Source organism: Streptomyces sp. NPDC003720, from assembly GCF_042875075.1.
GTDB lineage: Bacteria > Actinomycetota > Actinomycetes > Streptomycetales > Streptomycetaceae > Streptomyces.
In genome coordinates this window covers 495,975-512,458 of record NZ_JBIANZ010000005.1, presented here as the reverse complement: position 1 = coordinate 512,458, position 16,484 = coordinate 495,975, and the positions used below count along the sequence as shown (strand labels likewise).

Below are 16,484 nucleotides of genomic sequence, written 5' to 3'. Positions count from 1 at the left end.
CGTCAGCCGCCCAGGACGCCCGGCAGCGCCAGCGCCCCGAGCGCGGTGGCGCCCACCAGCAGCCAGGCCACGTAGTCGCCGACGTGGCCCGACTGCAGCCGGCGCAGGGGCAGGGCCCGGTCCGGGGCGCCCACCCGACCCGGCCGGGTCACGGCGGACGTGGCGAGGGCCACCGCGAGCAGCGCCGAGAGCAGGCCCAGCAGGACGCCGGCGAGCGTCCAGTGCGCGGAGGCGTGGGCGCCGCCCGAGCCGGCCTCGTTGACGGACCGGGCCACCACATCGCCGAAGCCCGGGGCGACCCCGGCGGCGAACGCGGCGGCGAGCAGCACGGCGGGCACCGCCGTCATGCTGTCCGGGACGCGCCGCAGGATGCCGGTCGTCTCCGGCCGCTCGTCGGAGCCGCTGGTCTCGTACTCCGCGTCCCGCGGGCGCGGGCCGAGGCCGAGGAACACCCGGGAGGTGACGCGCAGCACGGCCGCGCCGGTGACCGCGGAAGCACCCACGAACACCACGGTGAGCGGCCCGCCCACGGCCTCCTCGGCGATCGCCTTGCCGAGCGCCGTGCCGAACGGCGGCAGACCGGCGAGGGCGAGGCCGCCGACGGCGAACATCACCGCGAAGCCGCGCAGTTCCCGCGCCCTGCCGTGCAGAGCGTGCTCGTCGACGCTGCCGTACCGGTCGAGCAGGGCGCCGGAGCAGGCGAACAGCGCGGCCTTCACGGCGGCGTGGCCCAGGATGTACAGCGCGATCCCGTCGTCGCCCTCGGGGCTGAGCACGCCGAGGCCGATCAGGAACAGCCCGGTGTGCGCGACCGTCGAGTAGGCCAGGAGGCGCTTGATGTGCCGCTGGTACCAGCACATGGCGGAGCCGATGACGGCGGTGAGCGTGCCGAGCGTGACCAGGGCGCTGGTCAGTGCCGGGGCGGGAATGCCGCCGGGGCCGGCGAAGACCGTGCCGTACACCCGCCAGACGCCGTAGGAGCCGAGCTCGACCATGACGCCGGAGAGCAGCATGCAGACCGGGGTCGGCGCGACCGCGTGCGCGTCCGGGAGCCAGAAGTGGAACGGTACGGCCGCCGCCTTCACCAGCAGCCCGGTCATCACCAGTACGAAGGAGGCGAGGACCAGGGCGTCCGGCGGTCCGTGCGCGTCGAGCCCCCGGCCGATCCTCGTCATGGACAGCTCACCGGTGCGGGCGTACAGCAGCCCGATGCCCATCAGCAGGGCGTAGGCCCCCAGCGAGTTGACCACGCCGAAGGTCAGCGCGCCCTGCACCGCCTTCGCCTCGTCGATCCGGTAGCCGGTCAGCGCGTACGCGACCACGCTCATCAGCTCGAAGAACACGAAGGCGTTGAACAGGTCGCCCGCGATCGCGAACCCGCACATCGCGCCCTGGAAGGCCAGCATCAGCGCGGGGAAGGAGCCGGAGTGGCCGCGCGGCGGCTCGTCGAAGTACCGCCAGGAGTACGCGAGCGCCGCCAGGGTGAGCAGCGAGGCGAGGGTGGCCATGCCGAGGGCGGGCCCGTCGCCCACCAGCACGATGCCGACGCTGCCGGCGCCGGTGGGACGCCACCCGCCGGCCCACTCGACCAGCGGGGGTGAGGAGTGCGGCAGCAGGACCAGGGCGAGCGCGGCGGTGCCGCCGGAGACCGCGCAGCCGGTGATCTCGGCGGCGCGCCGGGGCAGGAAGCGGCCCATGGCCACCAGCAGCGCGGCGCCGAGCAGCGGCACCGCGACGAGCAGCGGGAGCAGGTGGTGCATCAGCCGCGCAGCTCCCTGAGTTCGTCGGGGTCGACGGTGCCGTGCCGCTTGGCGATCTGCAGGACGAGGGCGAGCAGCATGGCGGTGACGGTGGCGCCGACGACGATGTCGGTGAGGGTGAGGGCCTGCACGACCGGGTCGACGACCGGCCGCGAGCCGGGCTTCAGGTCGGAGAAGACGGGCGCTGTGGCGCCGTCGCGGTAGCCCACCGCCAGCAGCAGGACGTACGTGGCCGACTGGCACACGGCCAGGCAGCCGACCGCGTGGATCAGATTGCGGCTGGTGGCCAGGCCGTAGGCGCCGGCCAGGAAGATGTAGGCGGCGACCAGGTAGGGCAGCACGTGCATCACGGCGCTCTCAACTCCCCTGTCCCTCCTCGATCTCGACGGCCTGGTCCAGGAAGCCGGCGAGCAGTACGACCACCGCGCAGGCCACCTCCACTCCGATGGCCGCGTTCAGCAACGGGACGATGCCGCCGGACGCCAGCGTGTTGAACGTCCCGTACGGCAGCAGCGTGTTGGCCAGGAAGGCGGTGCCCGCGACGACGCCGGCGAGGCCGAGCACCAGGTAGGCGCAGACCGCGAGGGCGTCGGAGGCCTCGAAGAGGCCGAGGGGGCGGACCCGTTCCAGGGCGCGGTAGTCGGCGCCGAGGTACAGCAGGTGCAGCGCGGTCGCGGCGACGACCCCGCCCTGGAAGCCGCCGCCGGGGCTGAGCTGGCCGTGTGCGACGACGTAGATGCCGGTGACCAGGGCGACGGGCAGCACGACCAGCGCGTAGCGGCGGACCGGCCGGGCCGGCTCGGCGGGCTCCGGCTGCGCCCGGTGCTCGTCGCGGGCCTGCCGCAGGAGCACCACGCAGCCGAGGACGGCGGCGAACAGGATGCTCATCTCGCCGAGCGTGTCGTAGGCCCGCTGGTCGAAGTTGACGGAGGCGACGGTGTTCGCGGTGTGCCGGGCGAGGGAGGCCCGGACGGCCCGGTCGCCGTAGGGGTGGCTCGCGCCGCCGAAGGAGGGCAGGTCAAGGGCGGCGGCGACCAGCAGGGCGGCCAGCCCGGCCCCGCCCGCGGCGAGCAGCCACAGCCGCAGCCGGCGGCTCACCGGGACTCGTCCTCGGTCCGGCCGCGCCGGCGGACCTTGCGCACGGACAGCATGACGAGCAGCGGGGTGACGGCGGAGCCCACGGCCAGCTGCGACAGGCCGACGTCCGGGGCCTGGAGCACGGTGAACAGCACGGCCAGCGTGACGCCCAGCAGGGACAGCACCAGGGCCTGCCGCGCCGGATCGCGCACCGCCACCGCGGCGGTGGCGGTGGCCGCCACCAGCAGCAGCGCCACGACGATCACCGCGTCGGCCATGCAGCACCTCCCCCGCGACCGCCGCGCGCCGTGTCAGTCACCGCGCACCTCCTCGAACCCGCTCGACAGCGCACGGGAGGCGATGAGGTTCCCGCCGACCAGCAGGACGCCGGTCACCAGCAGCTTCACCATGGCCCGGCCCGGCCCGGCGGCCACGCACACGGCCACCACGACCACCGCGCCGAGCGTGGCCGCGGCCCAGGTCAGGCCCCAGGCGGCGGGCCGTTCACCCGCCAGGTCGGCGGCGAGCAGACGGGCGAAGACGAGGGTGCCGACCGGGCCCAGGAGGGCCATCAGCAGTGCGAGGTCGACGTAGGCGGGGCGGTCGTAGCCCTGGGCGAGCAGCAGCAGCGCCGGGCAGGCCACGGAGGTGGTCAGGTTCTGCGCCACCACCCGGCGGGGCAGCGGGCCGGAGGCCACCCCCCACAGCACGGCCGCCCCTCCCCCGGCCAGCAGGACGGTCGCCGCCAGGATCCAGCCGTTCACCGCCAGGTCACCGCCCGCCGTCCGGCCCGGGCCAGCAGCGCCCCCACCGCGGCGGCGCTCGCGCCGACGATCCGCTCCAGGGTGTCGACGGAGGTGATGAGAACCAGCCACAGCAGGGCGAGGGCGGTCCACCAGGCCAGCAGCTCGGCCAGGGCGAGCAGGACGGTGCGCGGGGTGCCGCGCGGGGACGTGCGCCCGGTCATCGCCGTCTCCTCGGTCCGCTCGGCTGGGCGTTGTGCGGCGGTTCGTTCCGATACGCCGCTCGGGGCATCCAAGCACCGCCCGGCCCGCGAAGGGCGGGCGGCACGCGGGTCCGGGGGCCGGAGTGCCCCGGAGGCGTGAACGGAAACCGCCGACGCGCTCCGGCCGCCGTCCGGGCGACGGCATTCCGCGCCGGTTCAGGGGTAACCGCGCTGGGAAACGGGGACGTTGTCTATTCCAGGAGAGTGACCGAATGGCCCGGACCGCGCTACGCCTGCCCACCGCGCTGCGCACGCCCAAGAAGCGGGAGACGCCCGCCCGGACCCGCCCGGCGGCCGCACCGCACGCGCTCGCGCTTCCGCTGCGGCTGCTGGCGATGCTGGTCGCGTTCGCGTTCATGGTGGCGTTCGCGGTCGTACTGGCCCGGCTCACGCTGCAGCCGTCCCCGGCGTCGGTGTCGCTGACGCACAGCAATCTGCACCCCGGGCGGTCGCTGTCGGCCTACTTCGAGTACGCGCCGTGGCGGGACACGGTCAAGCAGATCGGCGGGAACGTGCTCCTCGGCGTGCCCTTCGGGGTGTTGGTCCCGGTCCTGGCGCCGCGCGCCCGGGGCATGCTCCAGGTGCTGGTGCTCACGGCCCTGGTGATGCTGGTGGTGGAACTGATCCAGGGCGCGCTGGTCACCGGGCGGGCCTTCGACATCGACGACGTCATCCTCAACACCACGGGCGCGCTGCTCGGTTGGCTGCTGCTGGGCCGGCGGCTCGGGCGGTCGGTGCACCGCCGGGTGAAGCCCGCGGAAACTGAGTGAGCGTCAGAAACTGGTCCGGACCAGAGTATTGACCCGTTCTTATCTCACGCCTTGAATCAAGAGGGCATCTCACCCCCCACTCCGAACGGAGAGACATGCCCTCCCCACGCCTGCTCCGCAGATGTCTGTTCGCCGTCCTGTCCGCCGCGCTGGTCGGCTCGGCCGCCGTCGGCCCGGCCCGCGCGCAGGGCGACGCCCCGGCCGGGGCGGCCGCCGCGGCCGTCTCCACCTTCTCCGACTCCTTCGACGGGGCCGCCGGCTCGGGCGTCGACTCCTCGAAGTGGACCCTGGAGACGGGTGACAACGTCAACAACCACGAGCGGCAGTACTACACCTCCGGTACCAGGAACGCGGCCCTGGACGGCCAGGGGCACCTGGTCATCACGGCCCGGAAGGAGAATCCGGCGGGCTACCAGTGCTGGTACGGCAGTTGCCAGTACACCTCGGCCCGGCTCAACACCTCGGGGAAGTTCAACGCGCAGTACGGCCATGTCGAGGCCCGGATGAAGATCCCGCGGGGGCAGGGCATGTGGCCCGCGTTCTGGATGCTCGGCACCCCGGTGAACTGGCCGGACTCGGGTGAGATCGACGTGATGGAGAACGTCGGCTTCGAGCCCTCCACCGTGCACGGCACCATCCACGGCCCCGGCTACTCCGGCTCGGGCGGCATCGGCGCCGGCTACACCCTGCCGGGCGGCCAGGCCTTCGCGGACGCCTTCCACACCTTCGCCGTCGACTGGGCGCCCGACTCGATCACCTGGTCCGTGGACGGCAACGTCTACCAGCGCCGCACGCCCGCCGACCTCGGCGGCAAGACCTGGGTGTTCAACAAGCCGTTCTTCCTGATCCTGAACCTGGCGGTCGGCGGCTACTGGCCGGGCGACCCGGACGGCTCCACCCAGTTCCCGGCGCAACTGGTGGTCGACTCGGTCTCGGTGACCACGAGCGACAGCGCCGCCGGGGTGGCGATCCGCGGCCTGGCGGGCAAGTGCGTGGACGTGGCCGCCGCGAACTCCGCCAACGGCACACCGGTCCAGCTCTACGACTGCAACGGCACGGCGGCCCAGCAGTGGACGGTGGGCGCGGACGGCACGATCCGGGCGCTCGGCAAGTGCCTCGACGTCACCAGCGGCGGCACCGCCGACGGCACGCCCGTCCAGCTCTGGGACTGCAACGGCACCGCCGCCCAGAAGTGGGCCCTCCCGGCGGCCCGCGACATCGTCAACCCGCAGGCGAACAAGTGCCTGGACGTGAGCGGGAACAACTCGGCCAACGGCACCCGGCTGCAGATCTGGACCTGCACGGGCGGCGCCAACCAGAAGTGGACCGTGGGCTGAGCACCGCGGTACCGGGGCCGTCGCGGGCACGCAAGCCCCGCGGCGGCCCGTCCGGGCCGCCGCGGGCGGTCGCCTTCAGTGGTGCAGGGTCCAGGTGTACTTGTCGCCGCCCACCCAGCGGATGGAGTCCGGGTCGTCCAGATCATGGATGGGCAGGCCGTGGGACGCGGCGGCCTCCAGTACGTCGGTGATGGTCCTGGCCTCACCGATGACCTCACCGTCGATCTCCATGATCCGGAACGGCGGCCCGCCGTGCTTGCCCGGGCACACACCGAGCACCAGGATCCGTGGGTGGGAGATGTGCGGAACTCCTTGTTCGGTCATGCAATAGAGCGTAGAACGGCTCGCGGGCCGACGGCTCATCCGTGTGCGCCGTCCAGGAGTCCGAGGACGGCCGCCTCGACGGCTCCCTGGGTGGCGGGGCGCCCGAAGTCCCCGTGCTCCCCCAGCCGGCCCAGCGCCGGGGCGATCGTCACGCCCCGCTCGAACAGCTCGAACACCTTCGGGTCGATGTAGGAGGCCCGGCATACCGCGGGCGTGTTGCCGAGGTAGTGGCTGACCTCGCGGACGGCGCGGGCCGTCTGCCGGCGCCGGGCGGCCTCGCTCCCGCGGGCGCCGCCGGCGGTGACGGCGACCGCGACGGCGGCGAGCACGGTGGCGTGCCAGGTGCGGAAGTCCTTCGCGGTCACGTCGATGCCGGAGAGCCTGCGCAGCGCCTCGTTCAGGTCGTCGCCGTGCAGGTCGTGCCAGACACCGTGGTCGCGGAAGGCGAGGAAGCGGTCCCCGCCGCCCGGCCGGCGCAGCAGCGCGCGGGCGACGGCGTGCGCCTCGTCGTCGACCAGGGCGCGGACCGTCTCGGTGCCGCCCTTGGCGGGGAAGCTGAAGGCGATCTCGCCGCGGCCGCAGCTCACGTGCTCGCGCAGCATGGTCGTCAGGCCGTAGGTCTCGCTGGTACGGGTGTGCCGGTCGCTGCCGATGCGGAAGAAGCCGAGGTCCAGCAGGCGGACGGCGCAGGCGGTGACCCGGGGCCGGCTCAGTCCGCGTCCGGCGAGGTCGGCGGAGACCCGGGCGCGCAGCTCCGGCAGGGCGCGCGCGACACCGCGTACGTGCTCGTGCTTGGCCTTGTCCTGCTGGGCCCGGAACTGCTCGTGGTACAGGTACTGGCGGCGTCCGGCGGCGTCGGTGCCCACCGCCTGGAGGTGGCCGTTGGGCCAGGGGCAGATCCACACGTCCCGCCAGGCCGGCGGGATGGCGAGGGCCCGGATCCGGGCCCGCTGGGCGGGGTCGGTCAGGGGCGCGCCGGACTCGTCCCGGTAGCGGAAGCCCCGGCCGGCGCGGATGCGGGTGAAGCCCGGCCGGTCCCAGGAACTGGTGCGCAGTCTCATGGTGCCGTCAGGGCCGTCGCCAGTCGTCGCCGGTCAGATGCGAGCCGGCCTGCGGGCCCATGCGCAGCATGCCGCCGTCGACGCTCCAGGAGGCGCCGGTGACGTAGGAGGCGTCCGGGCTCGCGAGGAACGCGATCACGGCGGCGACCTCGCGGGCGTCGCCGGGGCGTCCGAGGGGTACGCCGGGACGGCGCTCGGTGTGCACGTCGGTGTCCTCCTGTCCGGTCATCGGGGTGGCGATCTCGCCGGGCGCCACCGCGTTCACCGTGATGCCGTGCTCGGCCAGTTCCAGGGCCATCACCTGGGTGAGGAGCCCGAGCCCGCCCTTGGCCGCGCAGTACGGGGCCGCGCCCACCCGGGGCTGGTGCTCGTGGACGGAGGTGACGTTGACGATCCGGCCGCCGTCGCCCTGCGCGATCATGTGCCGGGCCGCCTTCTGCCCGCACAGGAAGGGCCCGACGAGGTCCACGTCGAGCACCCGGCGCACGTCCTCGAGGCCGAGGTCGAGGAAGGGCGTCATGGTGCCCGTGCCGGCGTTGTTGACCAGGACGTCGACGCGGCCGAGTTCGGCGCACAGCTCGTCCACGGTGTCCGCGGCGCCGGGCAGTTCGGTGAGGTCGAGCCGGGCCACGGCCGCCCGGCGGCCCCGCTCCCGGACCTCCCGCGCCGTCTCCTCGGCGCCCTTCTCGTCGCTGTGCCAGGTGATGCCGACGTCCAGCCCCGCCTCGGCCAGGCGTACGGCGGTGGCGCGGCCGATGCCGGAGTCGGAGCCCGTGATCACGGCCACTCGGGGGGTGTCGGCGGAAGCGGACATCGCAGGTCTCCTCGCAGGCGGGCACGTCGACGGGACTCCGCAGTACCCGGCGGCCGCACCGGCAAACCGCCGTAGGTCCCGGCGCCCGCGCCGCCCGGTGACGTGCGGGCGGGGCCGGTCCGGGGAACCCTGGAGGGGCTTCACCGACCTGGAGGTGCACGCATGGACCCCGTCGCGGCGCTGGACCGGATCGCCTTCCTGCTGGAGCGGTCGCTGGCTCCCACGTACCGGGTCAAGGCCTTCCGGACCGCCGCCCGGGTGCTGTCCGCGCTGCCCGGCGAGGAGGTCGCGGAGCGGGCGGCGGCCGGGACGCTGGAGGCGCTGAAGGGGGTCGGCCCGAAGACCGCGCAGGTGGTCCGGGAGGCGCTGGCCGGGGAGCAGCCCGGCTATCTGCGCAAGCTGGAGGACGAGGCCGCCGCGCCGGACGCGGGCGGCCCCGGGGCGGAGCTGCGGGCGCTGCTGCGCGGGGACTGCCACACCCACTCGGACTGGTCGGACGGCGGCAGCCCGATCGAGGAGATGGGGCTGACGGCGGCCCGGCTGGGCCACGAGTGGACGGTGCTGACCGACCACTCCCCCCGGCTGACCGTGGCCCGGGGCCTGTCGCCCGAACGGCTGCGCGAGCAGCTCGCGGTGGTGGCGGAGCTCAACGCGCGGTGGGCGCCGTTCCGGCTGCTCACCGGGATCGAGTGCGACATCCTCGAGGACGGCTCGCTCGACCAGGAGCCCGGGCTGCTGGAGCGACTGGACGTCGTGGTGGTGTCGGTGCACTCCAAACTGCGGATGGACGCCCGCTCGATGACCCGCCGGATGGTGGCCGCGGTCCGCGACCCGCACGCGGACGTGCTCGGTCACTGCACCGGGCGGCTGGTCACCGGGCGCGGCCGGCCCGAGTCGGAGTTCGACGCGGACGAGGTCTTCGCGGCCTGCGCCGAGTCCGGTACGGCCGTGGAGATCAACAGCCGGCCCGAGCGGCTGGACCCGCCCCGGCGGCTGCTGCGCCGTGCGGTGGCCGCGGGGACGCTGTTCGCGATCGACACCGACGCGCACGCCCCCGGACAGCTCGACTGGCAGATCCTCGGCTGCGCCCGCGCCGAGGAGTGCGGGGTGCCCGCCGGACGGGTGGTGAACACCTGGGCCGCCGACGAGCTGCTGGCCTGGACGCGTGAGGGCCGCGTACCGGCGCGCGTGGCGGGTCCCTGAGGTGGTACCCGGAAGGGGCCGAGAGAAAGGAACCCCCGGATGGACCGCGCCGCCGTGTTCGACGTCGACGGAACGCTCGCCGACACCAACCATCTGCATGTCGTGACCTGGTGGGAGGCTTTCCGGCAGGCGGGCCACGACGTGCCCATGCACGCCGTGCACCGGGCCGTGGGCCTCGGTTCCGACGATCTGGTCGCGCATCTGCTCGGCGACGGCCGGGACGAGGAGCAGGACGCCGCGCTGAGCGACGCGCACAAGGCCCTCTACGGCCAGTACTTCGAGCGGCTGCAGGCCCTGCCGAAGGCCGGTGAGCTGCTGCGGCGGCTGCACGCGGACGGCTGGCGGGTGGTGCTGGCCACCTCCGCGAGCGGCGCCGAGCTGGGTGCGCTGCGCCGGGCGATCGACGCGGACGAGGCCATCGTGGGCACGGCGAGCGCCGACGACGTGGCGGAAGGCAAACCGGCTCCGGAGCCGGTGGAGCGCGCGCTGGAGCTGGCCGGGGTGCCCGCGTCCGGGGCGGTGTTCGTCGGGGACACCGTGTGGGACATGCGGGCCGGCGCCAAGGCCGGGGTGCGCTGTGTGGGCCTGCTGTGCGGCGGGATCCCGCGGGCCGATCTGGAGGAGGCGGGGGCCGAGGCGGTGTACGACGATCCCGCGGACCTGCTCGCCCGGCTGGCCGACAGCCCGCTGGCCCGGATCGCGGCGGAGTGACGCAGGTCATGGTGGACCGCCGGAACACCACGGGGTGGTTGCCCGTTGAACCAGCCGTGGGTGCGGACGGGACAGTGTCCCCGGGCCTCACCTTTTGCCCACAGGGACGATCGTCCGGCTGAAGCCCTGTGGAGCGTCTCGCCGAGAGGCGACCGCCGTCCGCGCCCACCACAAGCCGCCCCGGCCGTGTCTCCCCCGTCACGGCCGGGGCTTTCTCGTGCCCCGCCGTGTGCGCGCCGGGCCGCCGGGTACCCGGCGGGTCCGCCGAAGTCTCCGCGGAAGGAGCCGAAGGTGACCAGCGCAGTGGGCAGCAGGGTCGTGGTGACGGGCGCCACCGGCAACGTCGGTACGAGCGTGGTGCGCGTCCTGTCCGACGATCCGGGGGTCAAGTCGGTCCGGGGCATCGCGCGCCGGACGCCGGCGTGGTCCCCGCCGAAGACGGAGTGGTCGGCGGTCGATCTCGCCTCCGAGACCGCCAATCTGGCCGAACGGTTCGAGGGCGCCGACGCCGTGATCCACCTGGCCTGGGCGTTCCAGCCGACGCACGATCCGGCGACCACCTGGCGGACCAACGTGCTGGGCGGCAACCGGGTGTTCGAGGCGGTCGCCGCGGCCCGGGTGCCGGTGCTGGTGCACGCCTCCTCCGTGGGGGCGTACTCGCCGGGCCCGAAGGACCACGCGGTGGACGAGTCCTGGCCGACGCACGGGTGGCCGGACGCCGCGTACTGCCGGGAGAAGGCGTACCTGGAGCGCACCCTCGACATCTTCGAGCGCGATCACCCCGAGGTGCGGGTGGTCCGGATGCGGCCGGGCTTCCTGTTCAAGCGCGAGTCGGCGAGCGAGCAGCGGCGGATCTTCGGCGGACGCTTCCTGCCGGGCCCGCTGGCCCGGCCCGAGATGCTGCCGTTCCTGCCGGACGTGCCGGGGCTGCGGATGCAGGTGCTGCACACGGACGACGCCGCCGAGGCCTACCGGCTCGCGGTGCACTCGGAGGCCGCGCGGGGCGCGTTCAACCTGGCCGCCGACCCGCCGGTGGACGCGGCCCTGCTGGGCGAGATGCTCGGCACCCGTCCGGTCCGGCTGCCCCGCACCGCCGCCCGGTCGGCGCTCGCCGCGGCCTGGGGGCTGCGGCTGGTCCCGGCCTCCCCGCACCTGTTCGACGCGGTCCTGCGGCTGCCGCTGATGGACTGCTCCCGGGCCCGCACCGAGCTGGGCTGGCGCCCCCGGCACACGGCCGAGGAGGTGCTGCGGGAGTTCCTGGACGGACTGCAGCAGGGCGGCGGCATGGAGACCGAGCCGCTGCGCGGACGGAAGGTCGGCTGAACCGCGGCCGGCGTGAGAGGGGAGGCAACCCATGACCGTACAGTCGGAGCCCGAGCCGGAGCCCGGGCGCGATGAGCATCCCGTTCCCAGGGACCCGCCCGACCAGCAGGCCGGCGCCGGCGCCGACCGGCTGGACGCCGGGCCGGAAACCCCGCCCGGCGAGGAGGGCACGGCCCCGGACGAGGGGACCCGGACGGACGACGGCATCGGGACCAGCGAGCGGCCCGAACCGGACGAGCCCGCGGACTGACGGCCTGGGCCGCGTCCGCGACGTCGCGTCGTTCGCCCGCAGGGCGGGCGTCGCGGCGTCCGGTGCGTGCTCCCGGTTCGCCGGCCGGATGCCCCCGTACCGGGTGCACTCGGGCCCTCGGCCGGTGCGGCGAGAGCGCGTGCCGGGCGTCGCGCCGCGGGCGCGTCGCGGACACGGCCTAGCGCGGCGCCCGCTCCTCCAGGGCGGCCCGCCAGGCCGGATGGCGGTCCTCCGCGACCGGTTCGGCACGGCGGCCGCCACGGGCGAAGAAGTCGGCGAGCGGCAGGATCGCGGCGCCCACGGTGACCGCGTCGGGGCCGAGCCGGCCGAGTTCGATGGTGACCTTGTCGGCCGGGTGCCGCAGGGCGTACGTCGAGGCGTGGCGGCGCACGGCGGGCAGGAAGCGGGTGCCGAGCTGCAGACCGGCCCAGCCGCCGATGAGGATCCGCTCCGGCTGGAAGAGGTTGATCAGGTCGGAGAGCCCGGCGCCCAGGTACTCGGCGGTCTCCTCCAGGACCGCGAGCGCGATCGGGTCCGGGTCGCCGCCGTCCAGCGGATAGGCGGCGGCCAGCATCGCGGTGAGCGCGGTCTCCTCGTCGGCGTCCTCGGGCGGCCGTCCGCCCTCCTCGCGCCAGCGGGCGAGCAGCGACTCGGCACCGGCGTAGGCCTCCAGGCAGCCCGGCGCCCCGCACCGGCAGCGGCGTCCGCGCACCCGTACCGTCAGATGGCCCCACTCGACGGCCCGTCCGTGCTCCACCTCCGGTGTGACCAGGCAGGCGCCGACGCCGGAGCCGAAGAGCACGACCACCGCGTTGCGGGCGCCCCGCCCGGCGCCGAACCACATCTCGGCCTGGCCGAGGGTCTTGGCCCCGTTGTCTATGAAGTAGCGGACCGCCTGCGGGAGCTGCGAGGTGGAACGCAGCAGTTCCTCCAGGGGCACCGCGTCCCAGCCGATGGTCTGCCCGTGGACGACGGCGCCCCGGTCTGCGGTGTGTTCGACGATGCCGGGCACGCCCACGCCCACGCCGAGCAGCCGCTCGGGCACGGCCTCCGGGGCCGCGAGCACCTCGGCGATGCCGTCGCGGATGTGGCCGACGATCCCGTCGACGTCGTAGCCGTCCTGGGTCAGGGGCCGTTCGGCGCGGGCGAGTTCGGTGAGCGCCAGATCGAACAGTTCGACCCGGACCCGGGTCTCGCCGACGTCGACGCCGATCATCTGGCCGCTGTGCGGAGCGACGCGCAGCAGCGTACGGGGGCGGCCGCCGTCGGAGTCGACGCTGCCGGCCTCCTCGATCAGGCCGTCGGCGACCAGGTCCGCGACCACGTTGCTGACGGAGCCGGAGCTCAGCCCGGTCGCCGGGCCCAGTTCGAAGCGGCTCAGCGGGCCGTCGAAGTACAGCCGTTGCAGCAGGGCCGTGCGGTTCCCCCGCCTGAGGTCCCGTACCGTCCGCCCGTTCCGCCCCGCCATGTGGCTCCCTCCGAACCCTGTCCCGACCTGCAACATACCTCTCGCGCCAGCCGGGACGCGACTTTCCGACAACCCTTATTTCATGTATTGAGCTAACCATCGCGGCGCCCCTAGACGCCCCTCGCCCTCCCCTCGCGGTACAGCGTACGGAAATCCGTTGGCCCGCTCCGCCGTTGGCTATCTACGCTAGCCATGAACCTAGAGGGTCTAGGTTCGCTCCTCGGCACACGGAATCCGGAAGGACCCCTCTCATGCGACCGCTCACCGAGCAGGACATCCGCGCCTCCTTCGTCAACTGCTCCAAGGGCGAGGCCAAGCGGCTGGCGGTGCCCCGGGACCTGGGCGAACGCCCCTGGGACGACCTGGACTTCCTCGGCTGGCGGGATCCGGGGGCGCCCGACCGGAGCTATCTGGTCGCCGAGCGGGAGGACGGGCTCGTCGGGGTGGCGCTGCGCTACCCGGCCGCGCGACGCGGGCTGCTGCACCGCAGCCTGTGCTCGGTGTGCCTGACGACGCACCCCGGCGGCGGGGTGTCCCTGATGACGGCGCGGAAGGCCGGTCCGGCGGGCCGGGAGGGGAACTCGGTCGGGGTGTACATGTGCACGGACCTGGCCTGCTCGCTGTACGTCCGCGGGAAGAAGGTGCCGGAGTCGGGGGGCCGGTTCGAGGAGAGCCTGACCCTGGAGGAGCAGATCGCCCGTGCCACGGGCAATCTGCACGCCTTCCTCGACAGGATCCGCGACTGACGCGCCCCGTGCGGGCGACCGGCCGGCGTCACGGATGGACGCCTCCCCGATCAGGGACGTTCGGCCCGGCCGAGGAGCGGGAACAGGCCAAGGGATGTACGACGTACGAGAGTGGACCACGGCACTGAAGCGTCTGGTGATGCGCTACCGGGAGCCGGTGGTCGTCCAGACGCTGCGGTCCGCCGCCGCGGCGACGATCGCCTACGTGATCGCGCTGCGCCTGAGTCCCGAACCGGCTCCGCTGACCTCCCCCCTGACCGCCCTGCTGGTCGTCCAGGTCACCTTCTACGCCACCCTCACCAACGGCATCCGCCGGGTGAACTCGGTGGTCGCCGGGGTGCTGGTCGCCATCGCGTTCAGCCTGCTGGTGGGCCTGACCTGGTGGAGCCTGGCACTGCTGATCGTGGCCTCGCTCGGCGTGGGACACCTGGTGCGGGTCGACGAGTACGTGGCCGAGGTGGCGATCAGCGCCATGCTGGTGCTCGGGGTCACCACCGTCGGCTTCACCGCCTGGGCCCGGATCGTGGAGACGCTGATCGGCGCGGTCGTGGGCATGGCCTGCAACCTGCTGCTGCCGCCACCGGTCTGGGTGGACAAGGCGGGCGAGTCGATCGAGGACCTGGCCCGCCGGGTGCGGCAGCTGATGCTGCGCATGGGCGAGGAGGCCGCGGGCCGCGTCTCCTGGGAAATGGCCGCCGAGCGGCTGCACGAGGCCCGCCGACTCGACCAGCACATCGCCCAGGTGGACGCCTCGCTGCGGCAGGCCGAGGACAGCCTGCGGCTCAATCCGCGCGTCAAGGAGGGCCTGCTGCACCGGGTGGTGCTGCGCACCGGCCTGGACACGCTGGAGATCTGCACGGTGGTGCTGCGGGTGCTGGCCCGTTCCTTCACGGACCTGGCCAAGGCCCGCGGCTCGGAGGACCTGTTCCCGGCGGACGCCGGCGCGACCGTGGAGCAACTGCTCTCCGAGATCGCCGACGCGATCGTCAGCTTCGCGGTCCTCGTGACCACCGATCTGAGCGAGAACGCCGAGTCGGCGGAGGCACGGCTCGCCGCCGAGCTGCACACCGCGGCCGGCACCCGTGACCGGCTGGCCGAACTGCTCCGGGACGAGGTCGGCAAGGACTGGGAGAACTGGCAGCTCATGGGGGCCGTGCTGACCGAGGTGAACCGGATCATCGCCGAGCTCGACACCGAGCACCGCACCCGCCGCCTGCTGGAGGAGCTGGACCGGGTGTCGCGGGAGCAGCGGGCGAGGCTGCCGCGGATGAGCCGGCTGCGTGAGCGCCTCGGCGTGCAGGAGGACCTGTGGCGGAACCGTACGGGGTTCGGCGAGCGTTCTCCGTGAGAGGTGCCGCGGCGGGGCCGGCACCACGAGGAGAGGGGGTCGCCGATGGCCGGCACCGAGGTGCGGATCGACGGGAACACACTGAGGCTGCCGGGCGGCGTGGCGGTGCGGTTCGTCCGCACGCTGCGGCTGCCCGAGAAGGGCACGCATCCGCTGCCGCCGGGGCTCGGCGAGTTCCCGGTGCGGCGGGTCTCCGACTTCGGCGACCGGGTTCCCGAGGAGTGGCGCCGGCGCGGTGGCGTGATGCTGCCGGTGTACCTGCGGGAGGCCATGTGGCTGAGTTTCACCGGTACGACGGAGCCGGCCGCCCTCCAGGTGGGCGTGGGCAAGGTGTGCGCCGTGTCCGGGAAGCCGTGGCGCGACCACCTGGTCCGCAGGCCGCAGAACTACGTCGTGCTCCCCCGCCAGCCCTGGCTGGACGGCATCAACTCCGGCAAGGGCACGGTCCGGCAGTTCGTCGCGGTGCCGCTCGGGCTCGGGGCGACGGTGGAGGGCCAGGTCACCGGCGAGGAGGTGTGGGGCGGCGTACAGCTCCAGGCGTTCGGGCTGAAGGAGCACGCGCTGGCCGAGTGGCGGCGCGAGGAGCGGGAGCGGCAGCAGCGGCTGCGGTCCGCCGGGCCGTTCGGGGGCTACGGCGCGCCCCCGCCGGGCGGCGGGCCCGTCCCCATGGCGGCGGCCGCTCCCGGCGCCGCCCTGCCGCCGCCCGCCGCCCCGGCCGGCGCCGCTCCCCCGCGCCGCGCGGCGGCGATGGGGCTGGGGGTCGGCGGCTCGATGCGCCAGGAGGTCTACCAGGACGACCGGCCGCTGAGGGACTGGTCCGACGCACCGGCCGGGCGGGTCTTCGTCCATCTGGTCACGCCTCCCGAGTGGCGCCGCATCACCGGCGAGGCGCCGCCGCCGTCGCCGGTGGACCGGGCGGCGTACACGCGGGCCGGACTGCCGTGGTTCGACTACTACGACGAGGACGCCGAGGATCTGGACCCCACCGGCACCCTGACGGGCGTGAAGCCGGTCGGCGACTGGCTGGGCGACGACCTGGACCCCTGGCAGCAGCCGTCCCCGTGGCAGGTGACCCCGCTGAAGGACACGCCGGGCAAGCCGGTCGAGGACGGTGAGTGGTAGGCCCCCACCCGGTTGCGAGACGCGCGACGACCGTTGCCGTTCTTGCCTTCGGCGGCCGGTCCGCGCCAAGGTGGCTGCGCCAGCGGGACGACCGACGACCTGAGGTGCGGCATGGACGAGGAGGAACGGACGGTGCGCGGCGGCTCTCCCGCGCCCGGCCGGGG

Annotated in this window: 19 protein-coding genes; 9 read left to right on the top strand and 10 right to left on the bottom strand. The window is 74.2% G+C overall.

What is annotated here, in order from left to right; genetic code table 11:
• Positions 1-2 precede the first annotated feature (2 nt).
• Genes ACFYU0_RS16925 through ACFYU0_RS16900 form a run of 6 tightly spaced genes read right to left on the bottom strand, consistent with a single transcriptional unit; the run spans position 3 to position 3,804 of the window.
• On the bottom strand, positions 3-1,760 hold the full coding sequence (locus ACFYU0_RS16925; protein WP_389301721.1) for a complex I subunit 5 family protein: 1,758 nt from the start codon (positions 1,758-1,760) through the stop codon (positions 3-5).
• Positions 1,760-2,107, bottom strand: a complete 348-nt coding sequence (locus ACFYU0_RS16920) for a sodium:proton antiporter (protein WP_351671417.1) — start codon at positions 2,105-2,107, stop codon at positions 1,760-1,762. Before ACFYU0_RS16920 ends, ACFYU0_RS16925 begins: the two co-directional genes overlap by 1 nt.
• Positions 2,108-2,117: 10 nt before the next feature.
• Positions 2,118-2,858 carry an MnhB domain-containing protein gene (locus ACFYU0_RS16915; protein WP_389301718.1) on the bottom strand — a complete coding sequence of 247 codons (741 nt, stop codon included), beginning with the start codon at positions 2,856-2,858 and terminating at the stop codon, positions 2,118-2,120.
• Positions 2,855-3,115, bottom strand: coding sequence for a hydrogenase subunit MbhD domain-containing protein (locus ACFYU0_RS16910; protein ID WP_351671315.1), 261 nt, complete (start codon positions 3,113-3,115; stop codon positions 2,855-2,857). Before ACFYU0_RS16910 ends, ACFYU0_RS16915 begins: the two co-directional genes overlap by 4 nt.
• Before the next feature lie 33 nt (positions 3,116-3,148).
• Complete coding sequence (locus ACFYU0_RS16905) at positions 3,149-3,601, bottom strand: monovalent cation/H+ antiporter complex subunit F (RefSeq protein WP_389301715.1); 453 nt, start codon at positions 3,599-3,601, stop codon at positions 3,149-3,151.
• Complete coding sequence (locus ACFYU0_RS16900) at positions 3,598-3,804, bottom strand: hypothetical protein (protein ID WP_351671309.1); 207 nt, start codon at positions 3,802-3,804, stop codon at positions 3,598-3,600. Before ACFYU0_RS16900 ends, ACFYU0_RS16905 begins: the two co-directional genes overlap by 4 nt.
• A gap of 251 nt (positions 3,805-4,055) precedes the next feature.
• On the opposite strand from ACFYU0_RS16900, the gene ACFYU0_RS16895 reads away from it, so the two are divergent.
• Positions 4,056-4,613, top strand: coding sequence for a VanZ family protein (locus tag ACFYU0_RS16895; RefSeq protein ID WP_351671306.1), 558 nt, complete (start codon positions 4,056-4,058; stop codon positions 4,611-4,613).
• Positions 4,614-4,708: 95 nt separating this feature from the next.
• Positions 4,709-5,950 (top strand): ricin-type beta-trefoil lectin domain protein, encoded by a 1,242-nt coding sequence (locus ACFYU0_RS16890; protein WP_389301711.1) that lies wholly within the window; start codon positions 4,709-4,711, stop codon positions 5,948-5,950.
• Between the two features lie 75 nt (positions 5,951-6,025).
• Here the strand turns inward: ACFYU0_RS16890 and ACFYU0_RS16885 are convergent, their stop codons facing one another.
• From ACFYU0_RS16885 to ACFYU0_RS16875, 3 genes are read right to left on the bottom strand one after another with little or no spacing between them, the layout of a single operon-like run.
• Positions 6,026-6,274, bottom strand: a complete 249-nt coding sequence (locus ACFYU0_RS16885; RefSeq protein ID WP_351671300.1) for a hypothetical protein — start codon at positions 6,272-6,274, stop codon at positions 6,026-6,028.
• A gap of 35 nt (positions 6,275-6,309) precedes the next feature.
• A complete protein-coding gene (locus tag ACFYU0_RS16880; protein WP_389301707.1) occupies positions 6,310-7,335 on the bottom strand; it encodes a DNA topoisomerase IB in 1,026 nt (341 codons plus the stop codon).
• A 7-nt stretch (positions 7,336-7,342) separates the two neighbouring features.
• On the bottom strand, positions 7,343-8,149 hold the full coding sequence (locus ACFYU0_RS16875) for an SDR family oxidoreductase (RefSeq protein ID WP_389301704.1): 807 nt from the start codon (positions 8,147-8,149) through the stop codon (positions 7,343-7,345).
• Between the two features lie 162 nt (positions 8,150-8,311).
• On the opposite strand from ACFYU0_RS16875, the gene ACFYU0_RS16870 reads away from it, so the two are divergent.
• The 4 genes from ACFYU0_RS16870 to ACFYU0_RS16855 all read left to right on the top strand — a co-directional run bounded on the left by ACFYU0_RS16870 (position 8,312) and on the right by ACFYU0_RS16855 (position 11,636).
• Positions 8,312-9,352: a PHP domain-containing protein gene (locus ACFYU0_RS16870; protein WP_389301702.1), complete on the top strand. Its 1,041-nt coding sequence runs from the start codon at positions 8,312-8,314 to the stop codon at positions 9,350-9,352.
• A gap of 39 nt (positions 9,353-9,391) precedes the next feature.
• Positions 9,392-10,063: an HAD family hydrolase gene (locus tag ACFYU0_RS16865; protein WP_389301700.1), complete on the top strand. Its 672-nt coding sequence runs from the start codon at positions 9,392-9,394 to the stop codon at positions 10,061-10,063.
• Positions 10,064-10,354: 291 nt separating this feature from the next.
• Positions 10,355-11,386: an SDR family oxidoreductase gene (locus tag ACFYU0_RS16860; RefSeq protein WP_389301697.1), complete on the top strand. Its 1,032-nt coding sequence runs from the start codon at positions 10,355-10,357 to the stop codon at positions 11,384-11,386.
• 31 nt (positions 11,387-11,417) lie between these two features.
• Positions 11,418-11,636, top strand: a complete 219-nt coding sequence (locus ACFYU0_RS16855; RefSeq protein WP_389301696.1) for a hypothetical protein — start codon at positions 11,418-11,420, stop codon at positions 11,634-11,636.
• A 178-nt stretch (positions 11,637-11,814) separates the two neighbouring features.
• On the opposite strand, the gene ACFYU0_RS16850 is transcribed toward ACFYU0_RS16855, so the two are convergent.
• Complete coding sequence (locus ACFYU0_RS16850) at positions 11,815-13,104, bottom strand: ROK family protein (RefSeq protein WP_389301692.1); 1,290 nt, start codon at positions 13,102-13,104, stop codon at positions 11,815-11,817.
• Between the two features lie 251 nt (positions 13,105-13,355).
• Between ACFYU0_RS16850 and ACFYU0_RS16845 the strand changes: the two genes are divergently transcribed.
• The 3 genes from ACFYU0_RS16845 to ACFYU0_RS16835 all read left to right on the top strand — a co-directional run bounded on the left by ACFYU0_RS16845 (position 13,356) and on the right by ACFYU0_RS16835 (position 16,320).
• On the top strand, positions 13,356-13,850 hold the full coding sequence (locus ACFYU0_RS16845; RefSeq protein WP_389301689.1) for an FBP domain-containing protein: 495 nt from the start codon (positions 13,356-13,358) through the stop codon (positions 13,848-13,850).
• Between the two features lie 94 nt (positions 13,851-13,944).
• Positions 13,945-15,198: an aromatic acid exporter family protein gene (locus ACFYU0_RS16840; RefSeq protein WP_351671273.1), complete on the top strand. Its 1,254-nt coding sequence runs from the start codon at positions 13,945-13,947 to the stop codon at positions 15,196-15,198.
• Between the two features lie 45 nt (positions 15,199-15,243).
• The gene (locus tag ACFYU0_RS16835; RefSeq protein ID WP_389301686.1) at positions 15,244-16,320 is read left to right on the top strand and encodes a hypothetical protein; all 1,077 of its coding nucleotides are present in this window, start codon (positions 15,244-15,246) and stop codon (positions 16,318-16,320) included.
• Positions 16,321-16,484: the final 164 nt, after the last annotated feature.